The sequence below is a fragment of the Cytophaga aurantiaca DSM 3654 genome, from assembly GCF_000379725.1.
Classification (GTDB): domain Bacteria; phylum Bacteroidota; class Bacteroidia; order Cytophagales; family Cytophagaceae; genus Cytophaga; species Cytophaga aurantiaca.
The window spans coordinates 280123-305389 of the sequence record NZ_KB903621.1 but is presented as its reverse complement, the minus strand read 5'-3'; the positions used below and the strand labels follow the sequence as shown (position 1 = coordinate 305389).

Here is a 25267-nt window from a genome sequence, read left to right as displayed (position 1 = left end):
TTTAAAACTCAGTTATTCTAATTGTTACATTTGGATAAGTCTGTTGTAAATCATCAACATGATCCAAAATATCATCCATGAAACTGTCCCATTCTCCTTTTTTAATAGTAAAGTCCAAAACTCTTGTTTTTCCTGCGTGTGAAGGATCTAAAGTCGCTGTAGAAAGCTTACTTGTATAATTGTCAAGTTTCGCATTTATGCTTACTAAAGTCTTTTCTGTTGCCGAAGTTGGTTGATATGTTTTTAAAGAAACTACTTCGTTAGTATTATTTAATACTCCATCAAAATCCAATGTTTTGTAATTTGGTATAACTTCATTAAGATTTTGATAATTTTTATATTTGCTGCTCCATTGATTAAAAATTTCTTCAATCAAATCCCCTCTCTTAAATTGACCAGCTGTTTCATCAGTTAAAGACCATATTACATTTCTATTTGCATCACTTAATAAGTCATCAAGATTATTTCTTACAAAATCAGGTAAATCTGCTCTTTTAAGTACTTGTAGTTCATTGACAGTAAATAATTTGTTTGAACTGCTTACAGCTACTCTTATATACAATTGCCCAGCTCCAACTGTCACATATTCAAGATCTCCTACTTTTGAAAGTTGATTAGGATAAGTATATGTAATATTCTCTACTTTCCCTACTGTTGTGATTGAGGCTGCAGGAGTATTTTCCGGTAACCAACGCGTTGAAGTTAATGAAAGTGATCCCGTATTCTCAATTTCGGTTAGGCTTGCAATTTGTATTTCTACATTATTAGCATTTCTAAGTACGAGTTGATTCCCATTTTTTACTAGTTGTGTGAGGCTTGTATTCAGATTTTTAGTATATGTTAAAGCTTTTACTTCGATATAAGCACTCAACATTGTTGAATAAAATATATTTCTAACTTTATCTATTCCATATTGTGTGCTAAATTTTGCCAAATTAATTAACAAAGCTGATGTTTGTGATAGATATGCATCTATTTCGCTTGGTATGTTTCGTGATCTTAAAGTACCAATATAAGCTGTTAACTTTTGAGGGTCTAATGCAAATTTAGTAACAGATCCTACCACTGTTTTTGTAATAAATACTGCACCCACTCCTAATGAAATAGTATTCCAAGAATCGTTAAGGCTTTCCGCAAATGGATCATGATCACTTAATTTTTCAACGTAAGTTGCTACACCTGCATCAACACCTGCGAAAAGTGCTTCTGCTATTAAAACCGGTCCTGGTTCAGCCGTTAATACTGCAGCTCCAACAGCAGCTACATCTGCAATTATTCTAACAACATAAACATTTTCAATTATTGTTTTTTCTCTTAATATATAATAAAGCCAAAAAGCTGGAACTTCAACAATTTCATTTGTTTTAATAGTTTTACCCGTAGGACTTGTTATCAATGGAAAATTAAAATCACTAACAAATGATACTTTTATAAATTCAAACGGATCAGCTTTGCATACAAAATCTTTTTCCCATCCTTCACCTAAAGAATAAGCAAACTTAACCTGATAATTGGCTAAAGGATTTATATCACCTAGTAAACTATAATTAATTCCTGACACTTCACGATCTACACCAAAAACTTTAGTATCACAATCAAGAATTTCATTACCACAAGCATAAACATAATCTGTAGAATTATTAAAAATACTACTTGCTGCATCATAATCCGGTGGCATTGCTTGAGCTATATTTTTTCTGTCCCAATGGTTTAATGCCATATATGAAATTGAATAAACAAATTGGTCTCGATGAGAAAGATGAATTTCATCATATATCTTTTCAAACCATTCGTAATTATTTTCCGCTAAAAATGTTAACATCAGCAATCCCTGATCATTAGGAGTTGTTGAAATTATATCCACCATTAATTTTTCCTTTTCATCAGACCATGTATTGGAGTTAATTCTCTTTATAATTTTCTTTCTAATGTTAATATCCAAACTAGATAAAAGACACATTCTACCGGCAATATTTGTCTCTCCATTTGCATCTTTTATTATAAAAAAATCAACAATGTCATCAATATCAGTATCTGCAAGAGATTCTGCTGGCTGATGGTATATTAATATGTTAGAAAGATCAACTAGTATTGGAAGTAAATGTTCGAAAAAATTATCTTTTGCGAACTTATCGCCTGAAGCTTGATTTGCCTGATCAAGAGCAGCGTTATAAACAGATGTTGAAACAGCAGGAACAGGTCTTGGAACATAGCTATTTCCAACCATTTCAGAATACCCATTGTGCAATGATTGAACTACTGCATCTTCTGCTTCATCAAGACAATTATATAATCCTTCTGTTTCCCCCAGTCCATCATCAAATAATACCATTGCACATTTGAATGCAAAAATAGCCTCCTTTCCACATACATCTCCTCTCGAATCTAATCTTGTATCTAGAAAAACTTTTTCAAACGTTTCTGAGCCAGAAATGACAGCATAAACTTCCTTTCCATCATTTGCATTTGATAAATAATTTTGTAAAAATAATTCTGGTTGACACAGACCTTCGCCTTGATTAGATTCTTTAACATCAGCAAGAATTGTTGCACTTGAAGTAGCTTCTAAAAAATTTGTATGAAATATATTATATATAAATCTACCACTCTTTAAACATGGAACTCCAGTAATTACATATGTGTACTTTTTTGTATACGAAAGTGATTCTTTATAATAATCAGTTGAATTGGCTTTAACATAACCTTCAAAAATTTTCGAAGTCAAGTCTACTCTTGAATGATATTCAGTATCACCGCTTTCCAATGTAAAAGATGCCAATGTACCATACGGAATAGGATCATCAGTTATTGTACGAGACCCATCTGAATTAATTTTATACCAATAATCACCTGTTACGAAATTTACTTGCTTTAATTTTTCTTTAATAGTAATCGGTTTCCCAGACGGAGTTAAAAATGTCAAAGATCCATCATCGTTTTTAAAGTTTGCATATAAAACTTCTATATTAGATATACTAGCCATTTGCGCATCTCTATCCCTTTTCAAGATACCCCACACATGTCCCGGATCCTGAATGATATCCCACTGAAACTTCCAGAGTTCATTTGCTGACTGGGTATTATAATAACTCATCAGGTTAAGTGATGATTTTACATTCACACTATCTCTTCCTACACCCAGATATATGGCGTTGAAAATATGTTCCATGTGATAAGCTCCGTGACCAAGCTCATGCGCCATGGTACGTTTTAGTCCATCATCCTGTGCTGAACCATTATTAGGGAAATTACCCGAATATAAAAATCCAAATTGTTCTTCCGCTGGCATCTTGCCAAGTAGCTTACTTTCTATTTGTGTCGGTTCGTATACCGCTATAAAGTAAGCTGTGTTGGGATCTATATTTGCTGCACCTTTGAAAGCTACATAAGCCTTAATAATATCTCTTTCCTTACCTTGATAATCATTACTTAATAAATTGCTCCCCGAGGATTGTATAGTCAAATTAGTTCCAGTAGCCCAAGACGTGTTTGTTTTAAAACTATTATCAACTGTTACATGATAGGTAATACCTATTTTCTGATACGTTTGATTCAAATACGTTTCATACGTTGCTGCATTATATGTTTGCGCTCCTTTAACAGGTATCAATACTACATTCTTCGTCTGCGTTGCATAACTCGGCAGCAATAATTTACCAATAGCCTTCTTTTTACCGCCATCTACATACCAGGCATAAATGTATTGTCCATCGGAAGCCGGGCCACCCGCCAGATTCAGCGTGAAGGTATTACCCGGATTAGTTCCTTTATCATAGACAAATCCTTTGCCGTTTGAAAAGACCACTTTAGATGGATCTGCACCGCTGCCGCTTAACGTTGCTGTTACTTTATCCAGTACACCCGGAGTGATAAACTTAGCCGCTACATAATAGCTGGCTCCTATTTTTTCGTATTCGCGATCGATCTGTTCGGAAACACTGTATGCAGCTTCACGTTGATCAAAATCATAGATAGCTCCTGTATACTCAGTATAAGTCACCACCTGTGCTGAAATATCTAAGGTTGTATCTTTAGCAAACGTTGTATCGTACTTCCCTACATAGGTTAACAGACCGGTTGAGGTAACCTGATAGACTTCTCCTTCTGTATCTTTTAACAAAGCAGGAAGCGTCCCTACATCTTTCTTGACTCCATTCACGGTTACTTCAGTACCATTCACCGTGACAGGTGATGAAGATGATATATTTGTGGCTATCTCCTTATCACCCAACTCGCCTGTTACAACATTTCCTACACCATCTCCACCCTGGAAATAATCAATACCCTGCTGTAAGCCAGCCTGCAGCTTATCTATCAAACCTTGTGCCTGAGCAAGTGCTGCATTGGCTTCATCAATAAGTCCCTCGGCCTTTGCCATCAATGCCTTGACCGAATCCCGGATTTTCGTTGGTATGATGCTGGCATTCATACTATCAATGTTGATCGTACCGCCATACACACAACTATTGGGTTTGGCGTTGATCTTTACATTTTTAAAGCTCACATGCATGCTTACAAAATCTCCTAATCCCGGCACCGGCATATCCATGTGGCCTAAGCCGGAGTAGATACCCATAGATGGATTGGATGTTCCTGTAGTTATACTATCGACCAGTACAATGTAATCGGCACAATAAATCGTATCCTTCACTTTTAAAGATTGTAATTTACTTGTCGAATCTTTATTACACACATTACCACTTCCGCAGCCCCCGCTGCTTTTGGCATCCGGCAAAGTAGAAGCAGCCAATGGCAGATTAAACAATGCATTGTTTTGTCCGCATATTTTCTGAATACGGAAAATATATTTTGTGCCTGATTTTAAATTCTGAAACGTATAACGTACTGTATCCAATACTACATTGTTGTGTTTCAGACTGTCAATATTTGTAAAGGCTTGTGTATACTCGGATGCCAGCGGCTGTGCTTCTTCTCTGTATTTAATGATATAGCCTGTACACGTGCTATCGAAGTTCCAAGCGGTTTGTATATTATTTATCGTTTTCTTAAGGGCTTTGAAAAACACTACCGTATCACAATTACGGTTGCGTCCAATTGATAGATCAACCAAAGCCGTATCGGAATAGATACTGAATACACCGCTGCATTTTACACGTACCAGCAACTGATACTGCGCATTTTCCTGTAGCGGTTTCAATGTGGCATTGGTAGCAGTTGTGTTAAAGGTTATAAAAGGTGTTGTTGTTCCTTTTACACGATAGCTTAATTCATAATTATCTGCACCGGATATTTTATCCCATTCTACACGTGCGGTTACAGAGTCGCGCGCTTCTGCACGGATATCAACGGGAGGGAAACAACTTGCCGTTGGGGGATCGATGTTAACTTTAGCAGCTGCAGACAAAATCCGGAACATGCCTATTGGCGTGGTCACATTTTTAGTACCGCATAAATAGGTGATATTATAGTTGTATAGCTGATCATCGTATATGTGTGAACCGGATACACCTGCGCCTGCATTGGCTATTGATGCATTAAGTGAATAGGTTACCGTACTCGAATCTTTGTGCCAATACGTAATGCTTGAACCTGTATGTGCGCCTGTAACAGTATTCCAATTCAGGTTAGCCATATCAACTTTGCCTGTGATACGACTAGCAATCAACTGAAACGGAAGCGGTATAGGACAAGGACCTACAATGCCATTATCATTATATGCAAAGTCATTTGTAGCTCCTGCCGTTTGTGAAGTACCACAAAGTGCATCTAAATGTATGGTATAACCGCCAGACGTTAGCTTTGGCAATGAACATTGGACATCACCGGGATTGAGTAGAATTGTACTGTATGGGTCGGCGCTTCCAGTGATTTTGTAATATAATTTTAAGCTGTCAACATTTTGCGCAGCGGTCCAACTCAACACCGTTGCTGTACCGCTTGTATTTACAGTAATCGGAGTAGGTGCAACGCAGGTTGGTGTTGCCAGAGTAAAGGTGCTGCCTTGTACAGGAGTAAGCCAGTTGTTGCAGCGTGCACGTACATTGTATTCATACGGAATACCTGTTTGCAGAACGGCATTCGTAAGTGTAATGGTATTCTGCACCGTACTGATCGGAATCCATCCGGTAGATGAACCTACAGCGCGGTAATTGAATTCATATTCGTTGTATACTGAATTCGGATCTTTGTTCCAGTTAAACGTTACAGAACTAGCCGAAACAACTGGCGGTGCAAGTGTGATCTGTCCGCAATTTTCTTTAATGGAAAACGTAAATACTTCTGATAATCCCTGATTTTTAAATCTGCTGGTTGATACAATTCCATTGATCATTTCATAGGCTTGTACCTGCCATGCATATACTCCTCCCGGTTCAAGCTGCAGATCTGAAGGAGAATAAATGAACGTTGCAAAGTCTAAGGCATTTACATCAATATTTCCTGTAGCTCCTGCAACACTTGTATTTACGGCATCATACGGATTACGATCTACCGGAAGAACACGAATCATGCGGTAACGGTATTGTATATGCTGACTTGGTGAATATACAATGTGACGTGGTGTCCAGTTGAAGAAGATGTTTTGATTTGTTGTTTGCAGATCAAACTCTTGTTTGTTGGTTGGTGAATTCAAAAGTGGAGGATCGTACCGCACAACATTGAAAATGGTAAAATCTGAAAGAACGTTTGATACCGGCACCAACGTTGGAAAAAGACTTACATCAAATGCCTGTAAAGCCAGGTTATAAGGGCCTTCCGGTAAGGAGTTCGGTTCATCACTTTTTGTAGTAGCATCTATAGTCAAATCGGTCAATGCAAATAATCGCGACAGTTCATTGGCATTTAAAAAATATACCTGTCCGCCATCCATCGTAATATTTATCCCATGGATACTTGTATAGGAAAGCTTTGTACTGGTCAACTTTATACGAATATTGATCGTATAATTATTTTTAGTCAGATCGGCAAGATACACACGGATGCTTGTGTTAGCCGGATCTCCGTAATCATTCAACATAGTTGATGGAAAAGATACAGCCGGTTGTATCTGCACCGGATACGTCTGTTGTGCAAACAAACGTTGGCTAGGTACAATAAAAATACTTACGCTCAACAGCATCAAAAATAAAATCCGCATCATTTTATTCGTATTCATTAAAATATTCATTTCGTATAATGTCTTAAATTCAATAATGGTTAGAAGCTATAGCTATATGAAAGCGAACCCATAAACTCATTAAAACTTGTGTTGTATCTTCCGGTAACTGCATTCGCAATTTTTGTTCTGCCCGTATAACGCAGGCTGGCATTCAATGACTGATGTTTGCCTAATCTGTATGAATAACCATTGTTGACCGAAAACAGATAGGCAACGAGTGTATTGTTATCGTAATTCTGATTCATGTTCAGGCCAAGACTGGTACGCAGCTTTTTCTTAAACAAAGGCGCACCGCCCATGATACCAAGGCCAACGTATAGATTTGTATTGTCTTCAAATCTGGATTGATTCCCATTCGCACTTACACCCAGACTTATACCTGATTCTTTCCATGCCTGATTGTATGCAACGGTTGCATTCAGCATGGTATTCGTGCGATTGGTAGATGCCTGCTTGCTTGTTGCACCCATTTGTGAACCTGAAAGCTGAATCATTTTTGTAACCTTATCGCTTTGCAATAAGGTGTACCCAACCGATCCGGAAATGGTTTGAGAGATCTGCGTATAGTTCAGTGTGTCGTATCGGGCATTAGGTAAGTACTGCAGATCGATCGGTTTAATATTTACATAACTGTAAAAATTCGAATACGACAAATTAATGTTCAAGCGCGCTGTTGGTGTCATGCCCAGCGATACAGAACCAACGGTACGCTTCATGGAGGATGATTTTTGTTTATTCAGATCGTCGCGCTGCAAACCAACATTACCGGATACTTTAATTTTATTTTTCATGAAAGCAGTTGCTGCATTCATTGTTATATTTTCTAAATCGTTGTTGAAGTAGTATGCTCCGAGTGTTCTGTATTCCGGATCGATGCGTTCGTAGCCTGCACCCAATGAAAACAGTTTAAACGTATAGGTACCATTAAATTTCATTGCATTGTAGGTAACTGTACTTTGATTGCCTCTAATATAAAATATCGCATCAAGTGGGCCTTTTGATTGATTCGGAACTTCCTGCGCGGTAATGTCTTTCGTCCATGCAGAACGTGCCAGCTCTCCGGTAAGTGCGAATTTTTTTCCCAGCGCTTTTTTAAATGAAACTCCCCAGACAACGTTTTCCTGTGCCTGCAAACCTACTCGCGCAGGAACTGAGTCGATGGAATTGATTATATCTTTTGCATAAAAATTTGATATCGAGATCTGATCCCCTTTGTTGCGGTATGATAATTTTATACCCGCACCCATACGCTTGTATGCCGGCAATGCATTTACATTGTTGCTATCGTAGTCAACTGCTTTTAATAAACGGCCCGACATAACCACAACAGAAAATTTATCTCCGTTATATTCCAGACCACCACCTAAAAAATTATGGCCGCTTAATGTGTAAGGTGAAAAAGTTAAATTCCGATAACCGATGTGTGCTTTGAATTTTTTATACGAAGGACTTGCGCCAACAATGTTAAAAGGTTGTCTATATGAAAAGTTTTGATTTGAGTATGCAAACGAAAGTGGAATTGAAACACCAAACGCATTGATGTTCAAATTACCGGAAAGCACATAGGAGTATGGATTCAAACGGTTTGAAATACCCGATGCTGTATAAAAGTTATTGGCTAATGATACACCGCCATTTATTTTTACTCCTTTTTTTATACCTATGCTTTCAAGCTGTTGCGCATGAAGCACAACAGCCATCAACATAAAACAAATACTTAAAATATTTTTCATTTTATTCAATTAACACCGGACAGCTTTTATGCATGTAAGGTTATGAAAATTTTGGTTCAGCTTTTCCTTTAAAAACAGTTACTGTTATTTTACTGCACCGATAATTATTTTAAAGACAATATTATCATTTTGAGGTGTCACCAATTTCAATACGTATTCACCTGCCGATAAATTATTTGTAAATAACTGATTGCTTCCGTTACCCAGTAATTTCAGGTCATACACCAGTTTACCGGAAACTTTTGCTGTAGCAACTTCAGCACCATCCACAGTAACTAAGGTAAGCGATACTTCGTCTTTTGTATTTACCTGAATATGTACGAATACATCCTGATTGATTGCTGCAGGGTTTGGATACGCATATACGCTTTCAACAACAGGTGCAACAAAGTATGGATGGTTAACATTCACATTTTTTTCTACTGCATGAATTTCTTTCGTCTGATCTACAAAACAACCATCGCGGATAGATGTCTGACGGATAGAATAGATTCCGGAATCAGGCAATACAAACTGAATGTAGCGTACACCTTTTGGATATACATTACCATCTTCGCCAATCAGATCTCTGGCAGCCGTATCCTTAGAATGCAACACCGTTACACCCGCAGAACTATACCACGTATAAGATGTAGGCACAGGAAGGGAAACATCTACCAATACAATTGTATCGCCTGCATACACATTGCTGCTGATGATAAAGTTTGGATGCATTGGTTCTGCTTTGAAAATAACATCTGTTGTACGCACAAGTGCACAACCAAACTTATCCGTAACTTTCAACACCAGATTTTCTGTTGTATCTGCTAAGCTTATTTTTCTTGTTCTTGTTGAATCAACCCATGAAGGAGCCTTCCATGCAAAATGAAGATCACTATCCAGTTGTGTCGGTTCTATGTTGAATTCAGGTCCCGGACAAGGCGTGTACAAAGGTTCAATAATTTTTATTGACGGTGTATTCTGAAGCTGGCACAATACAGGGTCCGGTGTAAATGTATTTCCCAATTCAGATGAATTTCCATTCAAATGGTTTTGCGCCGTAAATGTATTTTGTGTTGCATAGGAGAAGAATGTTTTGGGCACATTTAATTCCCAAGCACCGGTTCCATTAGTACTTGCAAAAGCCTTATCAACATAGTCAATAGCATGCAGCGTATCTTTAACCGATTGATAGATCTCCACCATTGCATTTGGTAAAGCGGTACCTGTAAGTTTAATCGTGCTGATGTCGGTTAATATACCTGATGTGATAGTAGGTGTAGCGATCGCTCCATTTGATGCAATTGCATTATCATCTGCATGGATGTTGATCGCCTTATTCGAATTCGTCTTAGTATAAATAACATTTCGATGCATCTGAATGCCGGACGCGGTCAACAATTCAATACCATAATCAGAATAACCTAAAATGGTATTGTCATTTATTTGCTCGTTGATACTGTTGGTTACAAAAATTGCTGTTGTATCAATACCAAATATATGTCGTGAAGAATCACCACCAATTATGTTTTCACTAATCAGATCCTGCGACGAATTTGAAATGTAGATCGGAGCACGTTTCGTTCCGTTAATTTCATTCCCTACAATTGAATTGCCTGAAGGCTGACCAACAGTCGTTTTCTGAATGGTAATACCACGTGTATTTGCTATGTGTACTGTGGTGCCTAATGAATCCAAACCAATTCTATTGTTATAGATAAAGTTGTTTGAAGATTTACCTTCAATAACAATTGCACTGAATCCGGTAGGAGACACAATACTTTCATCAAAGTACGATATGCGGTTGGCAACAACAGTCTGGTTACTGCTGTTTCTGATTGTGATCGCATTTCCTTTAACTGCTTTATTTTCTTTACCAAAAATATTTTTCTCCAGCTTATTATCCGCTGCTGCCGAATCAATCAGTACTGCATGCTGTGACGTATTGGTAAATGTATTTTTCGCTACATAGTTTTGGTATGAACTATCTTTCACTGCAATACCAATAACGGTGCTGTCTATTGTTGATTCTGTAAACTGGTTTTTACCAACTTGATTCTGGAACAAGACACCCAGCTTGTAATCTGAAATACCAATGTTCTTAATTTTATTCTCATCGCTTTGAATGACAAACGCCGTGTCTAATTGCGCCACTCCGGAAGTATCTGTATTAATAAAATATATTTTTTCAATTGTATTTTTATCGTTACTGATACGCAAACCATTTTTGGTGTTGCTCATCCAGATGTTTTTCAATAAACATTCTTTAGAAGAATCTATAATATCCAAGCCATAATTATTCTGTATCAGCTTTCCATTTACAATGATTCGTTGATCACCCAGGAAAGGAGCAAACACTTTTTGTGTTGCGCCATCCATTTCAAAGCCCATGTAGCTATTCACCGGATCGAACAAGCTATCAATTCTAATATTATATGGACCCGGTTTAGGTGTCGGTTCTTTAATACTGAAAATAACTTTTGAATATAGATCTGAATACGTAACATCCAGAAGCGCTTGTCTCAATGAGTTCGGACCTGCATTGTATTCGTTCAATACATATATTTTAGTCGGACTCGGCGGAATATGCAATACAGAAGATGTCTTTGATGTATTGCTATCGGCACCAATAGCAACAGCAATTACATGATACCAGGTTACTGTATCCTGATAATAAAACTCTCTAGGTATTTTAACAGCCCATCTGCCATTACTATCTAAAGGTACAAATGCACTCATAACATATTTATTCATGGATGCAGAAATACTATCCGAGAAAAATAATTGAATGCTGTCACCCGCTTGAGCAATACCTTTTACAAAAATTCCTTTTCTTCTATCCGGACCGTTCTTCACTTCATACGTAAGATTTTTAGGTTCTTCTTTTCCGTAATTCGATTGAGGAGCACCTTCGCCCTTATGAATATTGATACACAAAGCAGAGTCTATTGCGGATCTACGACTAACATTAGTTACAATGTTTTTAGATACAAACACCGTAGAAGAATTTTCTAAATTGAAGGCATCGTTTCGTGCATGTGTCACAGTGTTATTCATAATAGTAGTATGCGTAACATTGCTTGTCTTGATGCTGTTTTGCGTTGCAACTGTAAACGTGTTATTTGTAACTGTGGCATAAGAAACATCCGAAAGTGCTAAATAAACATCTGCACTATCTCTAAATGTATTGTTTGTTATGTTTATCTGCGACCCGTTTAAAACAGAAACCGGATTTTGCGTAAAATGTGCGGTAAACGTATTGCCTTGAATCGAACCTTTTGAATTATTCCATACAATTGATTTAGCAAGAGACTGATTGCTGTTGAATCTGTTGGCTGAAATATCTGCGTGCGTTGATCCATTTATATCAATGCCTATAAATACACCATTATTAAATGTACTTGTACGGATAATCAAACTATCTACGTTTGCTGCAAGAATCCCTTGATTGGTAGCATTAAATGTATTTCCGCTGAACGTAGAACGAAGTGCATTTGAAGCCGGGAATATACCAATGCGTAACGAATCAAATACACATGAATCAACAACGATCTTCTTGTTGCTAACCAAAATACCGGTTCCGTAAATTTTATCAAATCGCATTTTCTGAACAAGGATACTGTCCGATAAAACTTCAAGACCATTGGAAGCATTTACAATCTGGAAATTCGTAATACTCGATTTTGCATTTGTTGCGGCTATCGTCCAGGATGTACCTGTCATTTTTTGTGCGTTCATTCCTGCAATAACACCATCCGGAATATTTTTACCACTAAAGTTTACACCGTATGCATTATTCAGATCCTGCATTTTCATTTGCAGTTTTACTTCTTTAGCACCGCCTTGTGCCACATTGAAATATATACCTACAGGGTTTGCCTGACCGTTTGCACACTTCATCGCCATGCGCATGGTGTTCGGCAATGGGTATTGATTATCCGTTGTATCTTTTAATGACGTGATGTAACAATCACCAAGGATATACATATCACTCAATGGCGATGTATTTTTATTTGCATCCGTTGCTGTTGCTACAATATACCAGGTAGTGCGCGCAGGGATATAATTGCTTATTGCGGTATCAACAATGATGTGCCAATTACCTGCAACCTTTGAATCAATCCGTCCTAAAAACTGCGACGTTTCTTCATAGCCACCTGTACCCATATATAAATGTATGGAATCACCAGAGGTATTATTATTTGTTCCATAAACGTGCAGGGTATCACCAATCCATTTGTGCGAAGTAATAGAAGGTTTTGTCTTCGTATTATTACCACCATTTATTAATTGAATTGCATAGGCTGTTGGTCTGCCTTTCGTAACATCATTGTTGTAGAAGAAGTTATATTTAATCGCATTTTTAGTTCCGCCATCAACAATCACCCCTCCCTTTTTATTTTGTTTAATGTAATTCCCTAAGCCCAATTCATCATCCGGACCGATGTAATTGTTTGATGATTTAACCAACACGCCAGTGCCTTGTGCATATGTAGGATCTCCAAGATATCTTGCACCAATCAGGTTACCTGTAAGTACACATGTATCTGAGCCGGTATTTAAAACAACAGCATAATTAATTACACGTGTAATTACATTGTTGTATATCTCCACACCATGTGACGCATCAACCTGCACACCAACAAGCGCAGAATCTAAGGTATTATTGCTTACACTGCCATTCGGTGCATTTGATAGAAGAACAGATGTTTCACCTTTTTTGATCGTATTGGTATTAATGAGATAGCCCTTCGCATTTGTAACTGCTACTGCATTTTTACTTACATTGATTGTATTGTTTGTAACAAAACAATTATTGCTTGCCGTAATGGATACACCGATGTCTTTAACGATATAGTTACGTGCTTTAGAAACAGAATCTGTTTTACCGATTACACCCGATACAACTGAATTCGCAGATCCATTATTAATTTGGAAACCAACATTTGCCTGTACAATTGTATCTCCTTCCATGTATATACTAGAAGAATTAGTAACAGAAATACCTATTGCTGTGGTGTTATTTGAAGCGCGTAACGTGTTATTTATAAGTTTCTGATTGTTTCCTTGAACACTGATACCTGTATTCCTGAAATCGGAAATGCGGTTTTTAGTGATCTCTATTTTTGAAGTACCATCTACATTGATACCTGTATTGAATGAGCTTTGAGATGCAATGGTATTGTTTTCAATATTGCCATACATAAATCCAGACGTTTTAATATTGATACCTGTATCTGTTGCATTTGCAATAACGTTATCGCTTGTATTAACAATTTTACTATTCACAATATTTATTGCAATTCCAAAATTGGTGATCTTCATTCCATAAATATCAAGCTGATTTCCACCTTGTCCATTAAATCCATGAACAACTATATTATTGATAAGATCTACCGTTGGAGAGCCTGTTTTATAGCCGTTTTGTGATGTACCATCAATAATCAATAACGGAGCAGTAATAGCGGGAAGCTCAGAAACTGTTTCGATTTCAGCAACACCCGTGCCTGGAATTGCAAACTGAATCAGATTACATTGATTTAAATTTGCTTTATCAATTGCTTCTCTCAACGAGCCTACACCCAAATCTGCATCTGTAGTAACCAGACAGATTTTTAATTTAGGAGTAAATGCAACCGATGCTTCTGAAGATAAGTTATTCGTTTTTGTTGCTACGGCTCTGAAGAATAACGTATCAGAACCTTGAGCAGAAATAGGGAATGAAACAATCCATGTACCTGTAGAATCCGCGCCTGATTTTTCTATGTATTTAACCAGATCAAGCTTATCATTATTTGAGTAAAACACTTCTACTTCATCAAATTTTTCCGACTGTCCGATCAGGAATAATTTTCCATCGTGGTAGGTTGATGTAAGAATAACAGGTGCCGCTTTGCTGCTGTTAGAAGCATTTGCAGGAGCAGCCAGATTCAGATCAATTGGCGTTTCGCCAGCCGCCAAACCAACAATCGTATTCTGTGTTAACTTAACTTTATTGCTCTTATATATATTCAGACCTCTGTCAGAAATTGCAGCTAATGCATTTTGAGAAACGATAACACTATCGCAACGATCAAACAGAATACCTTCGGCAGCCGAAGTTATTTTGTTCGCTATAACAGATGAGTTTTTGTTTGCATACAATCTGATTGCCGGCAATGCCGTTGAAACATTTCCAGTAATTCTATTGTTTGAAATTGTTGATACAGCCTTTTCAATGGATATTACATATCCGTTTGCAGCTACTGGTGAAGTTGCTGTTGCATTTTTTATGTTTGCGAATGTATTATTGTTTATTACAACAGCAGCTGCACGCGTAGCAGAAATACCATAACCTGTAATCGGTCCAGCAACACCTGCCTTAGAAATACCAAAAGTATTTTTATTGATAATCAATGAACCTCTTGTACTGTTGATACTGCTTGTTCCGCCTGTAAAATAATTGTTTGTTATGCTTTGCTGCATAATACTGTCAGCAGCATTGACATAAATTGCATTTGTATTGTTTACAAAATTATTGGAATCAATAACAGCATTCAAACCTGTACAATACAACGCATTCGAGAAGTTTTCAAACGTCAGGTTTTTGACTTTAAAATTATTTGTTGACCAGGTAAAGGCGTTCAACGTTGAATTCGTTGTTTTAACAGATACAGGTATATTGCGTGCATTTACTTCAACACCATAATTATTTGTAATCGCTAAACCGGATGCAAGGCTTATTACATTGGGAGTTGAAGGAAGCTGGAATTCGATTCGTGCCGGAAGTCCATTTGTACCAAGGCCTGCTGTGTTTGCACAATTTACTGCTTCACGCAATGATCCTCCACCGGTATCATTTGTATTTGTTACATAACATACCTGCACAAAATTACCAACACGTATAGGAGGAGATAATTGAGATGTATTACCAGTAGTACTTGTTGAAGTTGCTACAAAATAATTGTTTTTCGTAAGATCAACGTTTGCTGACGGAATCGTAGCTGTCCAGTTGCCTGAAGCATCTGCAGTTACTTCTACAACAAAGCCGGTTGCCTGTTCGGGAATATACGTACTTGAAAAGATCTGTATTTTATCATTTGGTTTTGCAGTACCTGTGATCGTAGCTGTTGATCCGCTGATAGAACCAAGCAGACTTGCCGGCTTATCGTAATTCGTATTTCCATTATTTATTAATGAAATCGCTTTGGTCGTATTATAGATCGCATTATTTAAAATACTGTTTGTTGTTCCAGCATCCACTAATACACCTGTAGTACCATTCGTGATCTTATTGTCAACGCCTGTTCCACCGATCTGATTTCCACTACCGGTAATGTACACAAGCGTATCTGCTTTAAATGTACTTAGATCATTTGCCCAGGTAGTATTAATTGCACTACTGAACACCTGAGAATTATTACCTGTAATTGTAAGCGGTCTGGTAGAATTTATAATGGTTACATCTCGTACAACATTATAATCTCCTTTAAGAACGACAGCCTGTTTAAAATTTGTGAAGCCGAGATCAATAATTTTAGCTCCTTCATTATTGACTACAAATCCATTAAATGTGTTTGACCCTTTTATAAAGATCATAGGATCCGGTCCACTTGAAGCCGGTCCAACAATAGTAACTGGTACAGTGATTGGATTCAACGCTGTTGCTAACTGAATTGTATCCGGAGAGGTCAATTTAAAATTAATTGTCATACAGCCTCCTGCATTCGCCTCATCAATAACTGCACGCAATGAACCTGTTCCGCTATCGTTTGTATTTAGTACTTCGCACACACACGTGAAGCAGCCTGTTAAGAATGGCGTTGAAAGTTCAGAAGTATTTTTTACAGAATTAGTAGCAGTATTTAAATAATAGTTTTTATCACTCGGGTTGAATGCAGCTCCCTGAGGAATTTCAATTTCCCAGTTTCCTGCAGCATCTGTTTTTGTTGACGCTACATAGAACAATGCCTGCTGAGGGCTGTTGTTATTATAAAATATTTCTACAGTATCACCAGCAACACTCGTACCTCTTATGATGATCCCTCCCGAACTTGACCTTCTGTAACTTTTAAATACTGCCGGTTGTTTATTTGCATTTCCCGGAGTAGTTGTGCTTGCATGCAAGTCAATTGCCTTAACAGTTGTAGTGCTATTTGTAATTTTATTTTTAGAAATCGTATTAAATAATTCTTCTGCATATATTCCGCCGGAAGTATTATTTACAATCGTATTATTTACAACCGTAGCAGATTTTGTTACCAGAACGCCGTAGTTTTTGTTATTGGAAATTGTGTTGCCACTAATCATTGCGCTATCCGCTGCATATATACCATAGTCTTTATTAGGCAAAATAGTGCCGGAACTGTTTATCCCAATAAAATTATTTTTAATTGTTGCCTGTTGACCTTTAATAAGTAATCCGCTTAATGCATTTCCTGAAATCGTATTACTACTGATAATTGTGTTTCTAACATTTGTTAGAACGCTCACACCACTTTTCTGATTTGCTTGAATAACACCTGCAGCATCTACTCCAATATAGTTTGAAGAAATTGTAGTGCTGTCAGAACCTAATTGTAGTACGATACCGTTATTTGCAGATGTACCGATCGTATTTGAAATAATGGTATTGCCGGGAGCATTTTGTACTAAAATACCATTTCCTGTAGAACCTGAAATTGTATTTAATCGAACGGTATTTTTTGTACCTCCTTTAAATTCAACTCCATTTACTGTATTTGCAATTGTATTGGATTCAACAATATTGTTATTTGTCTTAGCAGTAAGTTCAATTGCTGAACGTCCTCCATCAAATTGATTGTTGCGAACAAGGTTGTTGTTTGCTTTATCGTTTATGACAATGTTAGCAGATGTATTATCTGTATTCTTGAAAATATTTTTTTCTATCGTATTATTAAATGTACCTGCAGATAAGCCAATTGCCGTTTTGAAATCAATAAACGTAAGACCTGAGATTTTTACATTCGACAGATTGTCTTTTAACACCAGTGCCTGCGCAATCGTATTCGCTGAACCGTCAAGTATGATCTTATATATACCTCCACCCGGTTGTGAAAACCCGTCTACAAAAACAGAATCTTTAATAACAGGCAATGCTGTGATTGGTTTGATTATAAACGGACCTGTACCAGGAATATTAAATTTGATCGCATCTTTGCCCGGCTTATCATTTGAACAGTTGATCGCTTCACGTAATGAACCATCACCGCTATCATTGGTATTGATTACATAACAAGCACACTCCTGGGTATTAATGATCATGGTATCCGAAATAGTTGTGCAACCTTTAGCGGTTGAAACGGTTACTGTATATTTTCCGGATTCTATCGGATAAATAATTTTATTTGTGCTGAAAAGCTGACCGCTAATAAACCATTTTGTTGTAGGGTATGGGTTAAGTCCGTCGAATGCAATTTTGTTTGTGCCGCATCTTGCATATTCACCTGAAGGAATAAAGTTCAGATCCGGAAGTGGATTTTGCGTAACCAATTGAGTAGTTTTTACAGTACAACCAGAAGCAGGATTTGTTGAAGTAACAAAATAAGAACCTCCTGAAGATACCGTTATTGCAGGTGTTGTTGCACCTGTATTCCAAACAAAATTGGAAGCAAGATTTGTTGTTAAGGTAGTGCTGCTTCCTGAACAGAATTCGGGAGCTCCTGTAATAACAGGTGTTGGAGCAGTGGCCTTAACCTTAATTGTTTTGGTGTTTGAAACAGCTGTACAACCTAGCTGGTTTGTTGTTCCTTTGCTGGTCACACGAACATTGTATGATCCTGAATCTGCCTGCTGAATAGAAGAAAACGACAGCTTAGAATTATTTGATCCATAAGCTATACCATTCTTATACCACTGAAAATCAAAATTAGCAGTACTTAGTGCCGATCTTAATTCTGCAGACACTTGCTGGCAAACTACAGTATCTCCTGTAAGTACTATAGATATAGCAGGAGCAACCCGTATGATAAGATTATCGGATAAAGTAGAACAACCTGTTGCATTGCTTTTTACTTTCACAAAAATCGTTGCATCTCCTGGCAACGGGTTCGTAGTAATCACAGTATCTACAGACGTCAATTGAATGCCATTTTGATACCAGGAGAATGTATTTCCTGATTTGATAGTTGTTGTATGAATGCTCGTCGTTCCGCTATAACAGATATTTAATGCATCAGCAAAAATATTTGGTTTAGCAGGATTTGGATTAACAGTAATCGCATATGCCGGCAATGTTGCAAAACAACCCGTTGCTCTTTGCGTAACCGTTGCAAAATAATTACCTGCTTGTGCTGCGGTAATGTTGTAGAGTACCAGATCAGCATTATTGTCCGGTAAACTATCTGTATTGTGTTTCCATTTATAAGAATAGTCCGATGGACTCAAATTACTTTTTATCGTTATTGAACTGCCCACACAATTCAGTTTTTCTCCTGAAACTAAATTCGGTACAGAATAACTGTTCACTCTATGAATTCCTGTGGTTGCCGTACAGCCAATAGCAGGAGCATACGTAACACTATAGTTTCCTGCCAGCGTAACATCATATGTTTGAGCTGTTGCACCGGAAATATCTACGCCGTCTTTTTTCCATTGATAAGCAACTGCTGAAAGAGGAGCCGTTAATGTTACTTTTCTTCCATTACACAATAACGTATCTGCTGATGTTTTTGTAATAGCACCAATCTGATATGGAGCCGTAACCGTAAGAGCTGTTGTCTTTGTGTTTGTACAGCCAAACAAATCTGTCACTTTTAATTGTGCCGATTGATTGCCCGGAATAAATTGTTGTAACGTAGTATCACGATAAGATGTTTGCGAATTGCTGAATGTCCATTCATTATTACCTCTGCCATATGTCACAACACTTTTATCAATGAAAGTATAGATAGATCCTGTACATAGAGGTGCAAGTACCAGAAAGTCTGCAACCGGAGGAGCTGTAATATGATACACCTGTGAATACGAATAGTCACATAAATCGCCCTGAGCATTGGGAACTTTAATAGTAAGTTTTACTGTGTATTTACCAGTATCCGCAAATGCGTGACGCTGATCTCTTGCTCCTGATGTAGTTATTATTTCAGTACCATCGCCGAAGTTCCATTTCCATTCAGCAATTTTTCTAAGTGGAATATTTACTGATAGATCTTTAAATAATAATGATTGACCTTTACAGCCTGGCTCATCCAGTTTGAAAAGAGCTGCAGCCGGAACTTCAATAATAGTCCCGTACCCACGACAACGTCTTGTCAGCTGAACATTAAATAAACCTGCATCGGTATAGGTTTTTGGATCCGGAGTTTTTTTAGTTGAATACGTTCCGTCACCAAAGCTCCAGCCAAACTCATCTGTAGAAGGTGATGTATTTGTAAATGTTATCGGCTGACACGCTGACAATGAATTTACAACAAAAGAAACCGAAGGTTCTGTGCAGCCGGTTGCGATGCCACCGTTGCATGGGCTTACACTAACATATGCAACTTCAGAAGTCTGCTCGCATGTCTCTAACGTAACCTTCACTTTATACGAATACACTTGTTGTACATTGAGTGGTTTAGCTACCGGAAGCGTATACGTATTATTTCCAGGGACAGCAACATTATCTACAAACCATTGATAGTTGTAGTGTTGCCCTTCAAACGTTGAAAGACTGATGTTTGTATTTGCAGATGAAGCAGCATCATAACAAACTGCAAGTTTATCATAACTGAATATACCTGCTTTAGGTAATGGAATCTGTTTGATGTATTCACTTCCTGAATTTACACAACCGTTGTTATCTGTTACCTGAGCTATGTACATCCCTTCTTTTATTATCGATGGGTTTGCAAGCGTTGAGAAAGCAGTAAGTGCATCGTTCAAATACCATTGATACGATGAATAATTTTGAGTAGTAGACAACGTCAAACCATTTGTACCGCATATTGTACCTGAACTGACCTGGGGCTGCGGCAATGCATTTACAACAATCGGCAAGCTTATTACCTGCGCACCAAAGCGATCATAATTTAATGTAAGTGTATGTGAACCTGTTTGTGTCCATTCAATCGTTATAGTATTGTTATTTGTTTGCACAATATTACCGCCGCCATTTAAACTCCATGATAAACCTTTTGTATGCTCATCTATAGTGAATGTATATACAACACTTGAATTCAAACAAGCCGGCTTGCTTGCAGCAAATAATTTATCCAGCTCGCGCGCTTTCGTCACTACGAACTTCACCGGAACACCTGTACAAGCTGATGCACCAAAATAATCTGTTGCTGTAATTTCAAAAGGTTCTGTACCGCTCCACTTAACGGTAAGTACATTTCCTGTTTTATTTTGTATTACACCTCCGGTAACGTTGTAGGTATACGCAGCATTCGCTGGAGTTTTAATTGTATAGGTTGAAGTCTGCAAACCTGCAGGGTCAATAACTGCAGGGCCTTCAATACTTATTTTGGAAGGAGTATAATTAACATTAACGTTTCTTATAATGTTAAATGTTTTACCATTGCTTACAACAGTCAATAATATTTGCTGAGTACCCGGGTTTGTAAATGCTACATCAAACGTAGTTCCTGTGAAGGATGTACCGCTCAATGTACTTTTCCATGTATACGTATCTGATGTACTCAGTGGATTTGTATTGACTGTGTATGAGCCCGTCTCACCAATACACACATTCACCGGACCAGAAATGGTATACACAAATTGTTGTGTTACCGCAAGACTTACCGGAGCAGAAGCACAGTTTCCTGTTTTAGTTTTTACAAAAACAGAAATATTATCCGGAAGGAAATTATCTCTTTTGATTGTTGCCGTATTTGCATACGTTGACAAAACTGATCCGCCGGGAGTTGACCAGAAAAAGTTCAGATTGTTTTGGTTGATATCTGTTTGGGCTGTGTAGGTATCAACAGAATTTAATATAAGTTCTTTTTCTCCGGTGATGCCTGTTACAACAGGTAGCGGAGTAACATGTACAATAAATGTATCGATCGCATTGCAGGCATTATCTAAATTCTGAGGTACAGCTGTTATTTTATAACTACCTTCTGTATTTGCCCACGTTGCTGTTCCTGCAGTATTGATCGTGTTACCCGTACCTGCAACATTCCACAACACATTTATTGTAGGAGTGACACTATAATTGTTGAATCCATTACCGCATGCTTCTGTTGAACCACTTATACGGAATGTTGGACGTAATGCTACAATAAATGAATCCTGTCTGCCGCACTTTAAAAATTCATTATAGGTTGTTAAATAAACAACCCCGTCTAAAGCAGTTGTACTCCATTGTACATCAATGTCTGCAAGATTATAACCTGTACTTGTCCCGTAAATATTTCCATTTTTTACAGACCAGGTATACATGGTTGAAGGTGATTTATCTTTATTTACCGTACCGTAATGTGTGATGCTTCCCTGACATACTTTAGTATTACCTGCTAAGGTAAAGTTTACAGGAGTAATCGGAATCTCAATAGACACGGGAATTTCACAGGCACCGGTACCACAACCTGTAGCAAGCAACTCAACTTTTCCATTACCGGATGCACCATTGCCCCATGTTACATGTATGCTTGTTGTATTATTTCCACTTGTAATGTTACCGCCGGTAACTGTCCATACCAGACTGGAGCAGGTTGCATTTGTTGTATAAACAGATTCGTCACCCGGACAAACGACAGAAGCTGTAGATATGGTTGGTGCATTGTTTGCACGTACTGTAATTTGTTTTGTAATGGAATTTGATTGACCGCACATATTAGATGCAGTTAATTGAATCGAGTAGCTACCAGGCTGTGTGTAAGAAAATGTTGGGGCAACTTGTGTAGATGTTTGTCCGTTGCCAAAATTCCAACGGTATATGTAGTTAGCAGGATTCCCAGTAACATTGACTGTTGTTGCTACTTCATCTTTACATACCGTTGCAGGAATAGTAAAATCAGGAACGATAGCCATATTCACTACTGCCGGGTCTACCTGTTTTTCGTATGCGCCAATGTCAACGGTATCTGCAAAGATCCGGACCTTGCCATCCAGGTCGAAGCCGGAAGCATAGGCATTATTACCTTTGTTGATCAATGGAGATTGGCAGGACAAACGGTAATTACCGCCAGCTGCATCTTCAAACAAAGGATTCACATCGTACAAATTTGTACCTGTATAACCGCCGCCTTGTATGTTAGAATTTTTGATTATAGGAGAAGGTCCTATTGAGCGAAGTGTCTGATTCGTGCCATTATTCCAGAAAATAGAATTATTAATAGTGTTTGCTTGAACACCACTCAATACAGAATAAATTCCTGAAGATCCATTATTTACAAAGGTACAATTATAAACATTAAAGATACAGTCCACTGCAGTATTTGCCCTATGATAGATAATACTGCCAAATTGATTAATGCCACTGACAATATTATTATCAAAAAGCGAATTTTCAAGTTTTATATTTGCGGATGCGCTTAATATGATTGGTGCTAATGATTTATTTTTTTTAAAGACACTCTGTTGAATAACTAAATCACCCCAATAAAATTGACAAGCTATTCCAGCTAAGCCTGATGTTGATTCATTTTCCAAAAAATTACAATTAATAAAATAAACTTTACTTGGAATCAAACTACCTCCGCCGTGTTGCATTAATGTAATAACTCCAGCATTTGTCTGATATCCGACATAAGTGGCAGAAGATGTTGCCTGAGTTGATTTATTCTTTTGAAACAAACAATTTTCAAATAAGAGGCTATTGTTTGCACTATTAATAGCTCCAATACTATTCGAATAATTATTGATGAAGTTTGTATTTTTAAATTTTATTGGATTTAAGCTTATACCGGATAAGTATAATGCTCCAACTGCAGTCATATCTATACTTGATGTAGTATTGCCATCAAAAATACAATCTGTTATTTGTGCTTCTAATGTACTGGAATAAATCAATACAGCGCCTGATATATAAACCGTTTTATTATTTTTAAAAGTTGTATTGATCAGATTCAATCTGTTATTGCTGCCTTTTATTGTTACTAAGCCAGAAGTTGTAGAATTATTTAAGCTATTTGTATAACTGTTATTTGTAAACTGACAATTCTCAATACGTATATCTTCACCTGTTAAATACATCATATCAGGATAATAAGAGGCATCAGCCAGTACGCCGGTATTATTATCAAATACACAATTGTAAAAATTACATTTTGCACTGTTATTATTTTGCTCAAAAAGTTGCATGGCATTGTTTTTAAACGTTGAGTTCCGAACATCCAACAATAAAGGAGCAGTCAAAAATTGAGTAGTACCACTCGCAGCTGTAACACCATCAATGGTGCAGTTATTCATACGTACATTGCCTTGAGGGGAAAAGAATTTCGTATTTAACGTAATATTTTTCAGTTCAACATTGTCAAAATCAATGCTATCCTGGGTAAAAAAATTATTGTTTGTAACAACATTTTTAATACTGCTATTACTCATTTTAAGATTTACCCTGCCTGAATTGATAAATCCACAATTCAACATGAAATCCTGAAAGGTACAGCCATCAATAACAACATTTGGATCTAGCAAATTGCCGGAAATTATCTGACAGTTACACCCTGTAAAAACGGTAGATTGTATAGATGTTGAATAATAATCACCTACAAATAACGGTGAGTTATATCCGTTAAATGAAGAATTTGAAACTTCTAATTTAGTATTAGTTACAGAAAGTGCTACAGAACTGTTTTGTCCAGCAGTAACATTATCAAATTTAACTGTTGCATATTGAAAGTCAGTAGCTGAATAACTTGTTCCATTATTACTAACCGTCACTAATGGAGAATTTAAATTAAAAAATGTTGTGTTTTGGACAAGAATATCTGAACCGTACGGACCACCTATACCAAGGCCTCCATCATAAAATTTACAATTATTAATATTGATTTTAAAAAAATCGGTTGGAACGTAATTGTACGTGAACGTGATGGTATCTTGCTGTTGGTATATACCAGCACCAAAATCACTCATTTCTAAGCCATCTAATTTAAATGAACTGTTCTTCTTGAGAAAAAAAATTGCCCCATGAACACTGGATTTGACCAACGTTTTATTCAGGACCAAATCTCTTTCGTAAATACTTGTTTCATTTCCGGCGAATCCTCCGTAAATATTCATGCCAACATTTACATAATACCCAGCACTAGGTGCCACATACGTTCCCTTCGCAATCCAGATCTCATCACTCGCTGCAGCTACAGCAAGAGCCGGCTCCAGTTTTTTAAACGGCGTTGCCCAGCTCAAACCGTTTTCGGTCGTGCCGGTGTAATTAGCGTTTACATAATACGTACGCGCAATCAATGCATTCGAAAAAATCAATGCAAAAAACAAAAGTGCGGTTGAAATGAATGGTCTCATTTTCATAGATGGTTAATTATCTTTTTATATAAAGCGGATGTGT

3 protein-coding genes are annotated in these 25267 nt (G+C 37.3%); all 3 read right to left on the bottom strand.

The features are described from left to right. Position 1: 1 nt before the first annotated feature. The 3 genes from A3EE_RS0102685 to A3EE_RS0102675 all read right to left on the bottom strand — a co-directional run bounded on the left by A3EE_RS0102685 (position 2) and on the right by A3EE_RS0102675 (position 25224). Complete coding sequence (locus A3EE_RS0102685) at positions 2-7114, bottom strand: fibronectin type III domain-containing protein (RefSeq protein WP_018341889.1); 7113 nt, start codon at positions 7112-7114, stop codon at positions 2-4. 41 nt (positions 7115-7155) lie between these two features. Then, entirely contained in the window at positions 7156-8850 is a 1695-nt protein-coding gene (locus tag A3EE_RS0102680; protein WP_026209557.1) for a TonB-dependent receptor, read from the bottom strand. An 84-nt stretch (positions 8851-8934) separates the two neighbouring features. Then, the gene (locus A3EE_RS0102675; protein WP_157446848.1) at positions 8935-25224 is read right to left on the bottom strand and encodes a right-handed parallel beta-helix repeat-containing protein; all 16290 of its coding nucleotides are present in this window, start codon (positions 25222-25224) and stop codon (positions 8935-8937) included. Between the last annotated feature and the right edge of the window lie 43 nt (positions 25225-25267).

Bases quoted from the DNA above. Each gene is read 5' to 3' on its own strand.
- A3EE_RS0102685 (WP_018341889.1), bottom strand. From the start codon at position 7,114: ATGAATACGAATAAAATGATGCGGATTTTATTTTTGATGCTGTTGAGC.
- A3EE_RS0102680 (WP_026209557.1), bottom strand. From the start codon at position 8,850: ATGAAAAATATTTTAAGTATTTGTTTTATGTTGATGGCTGTTGTGCTT.
- A3EE_RS0102675 (WP_157446848.1), bottom strand. From the start codon at position 25,224: ATGAGACCATTCATTTCAACCGCACTTTTGTTTTTTGCATTGATTTTT.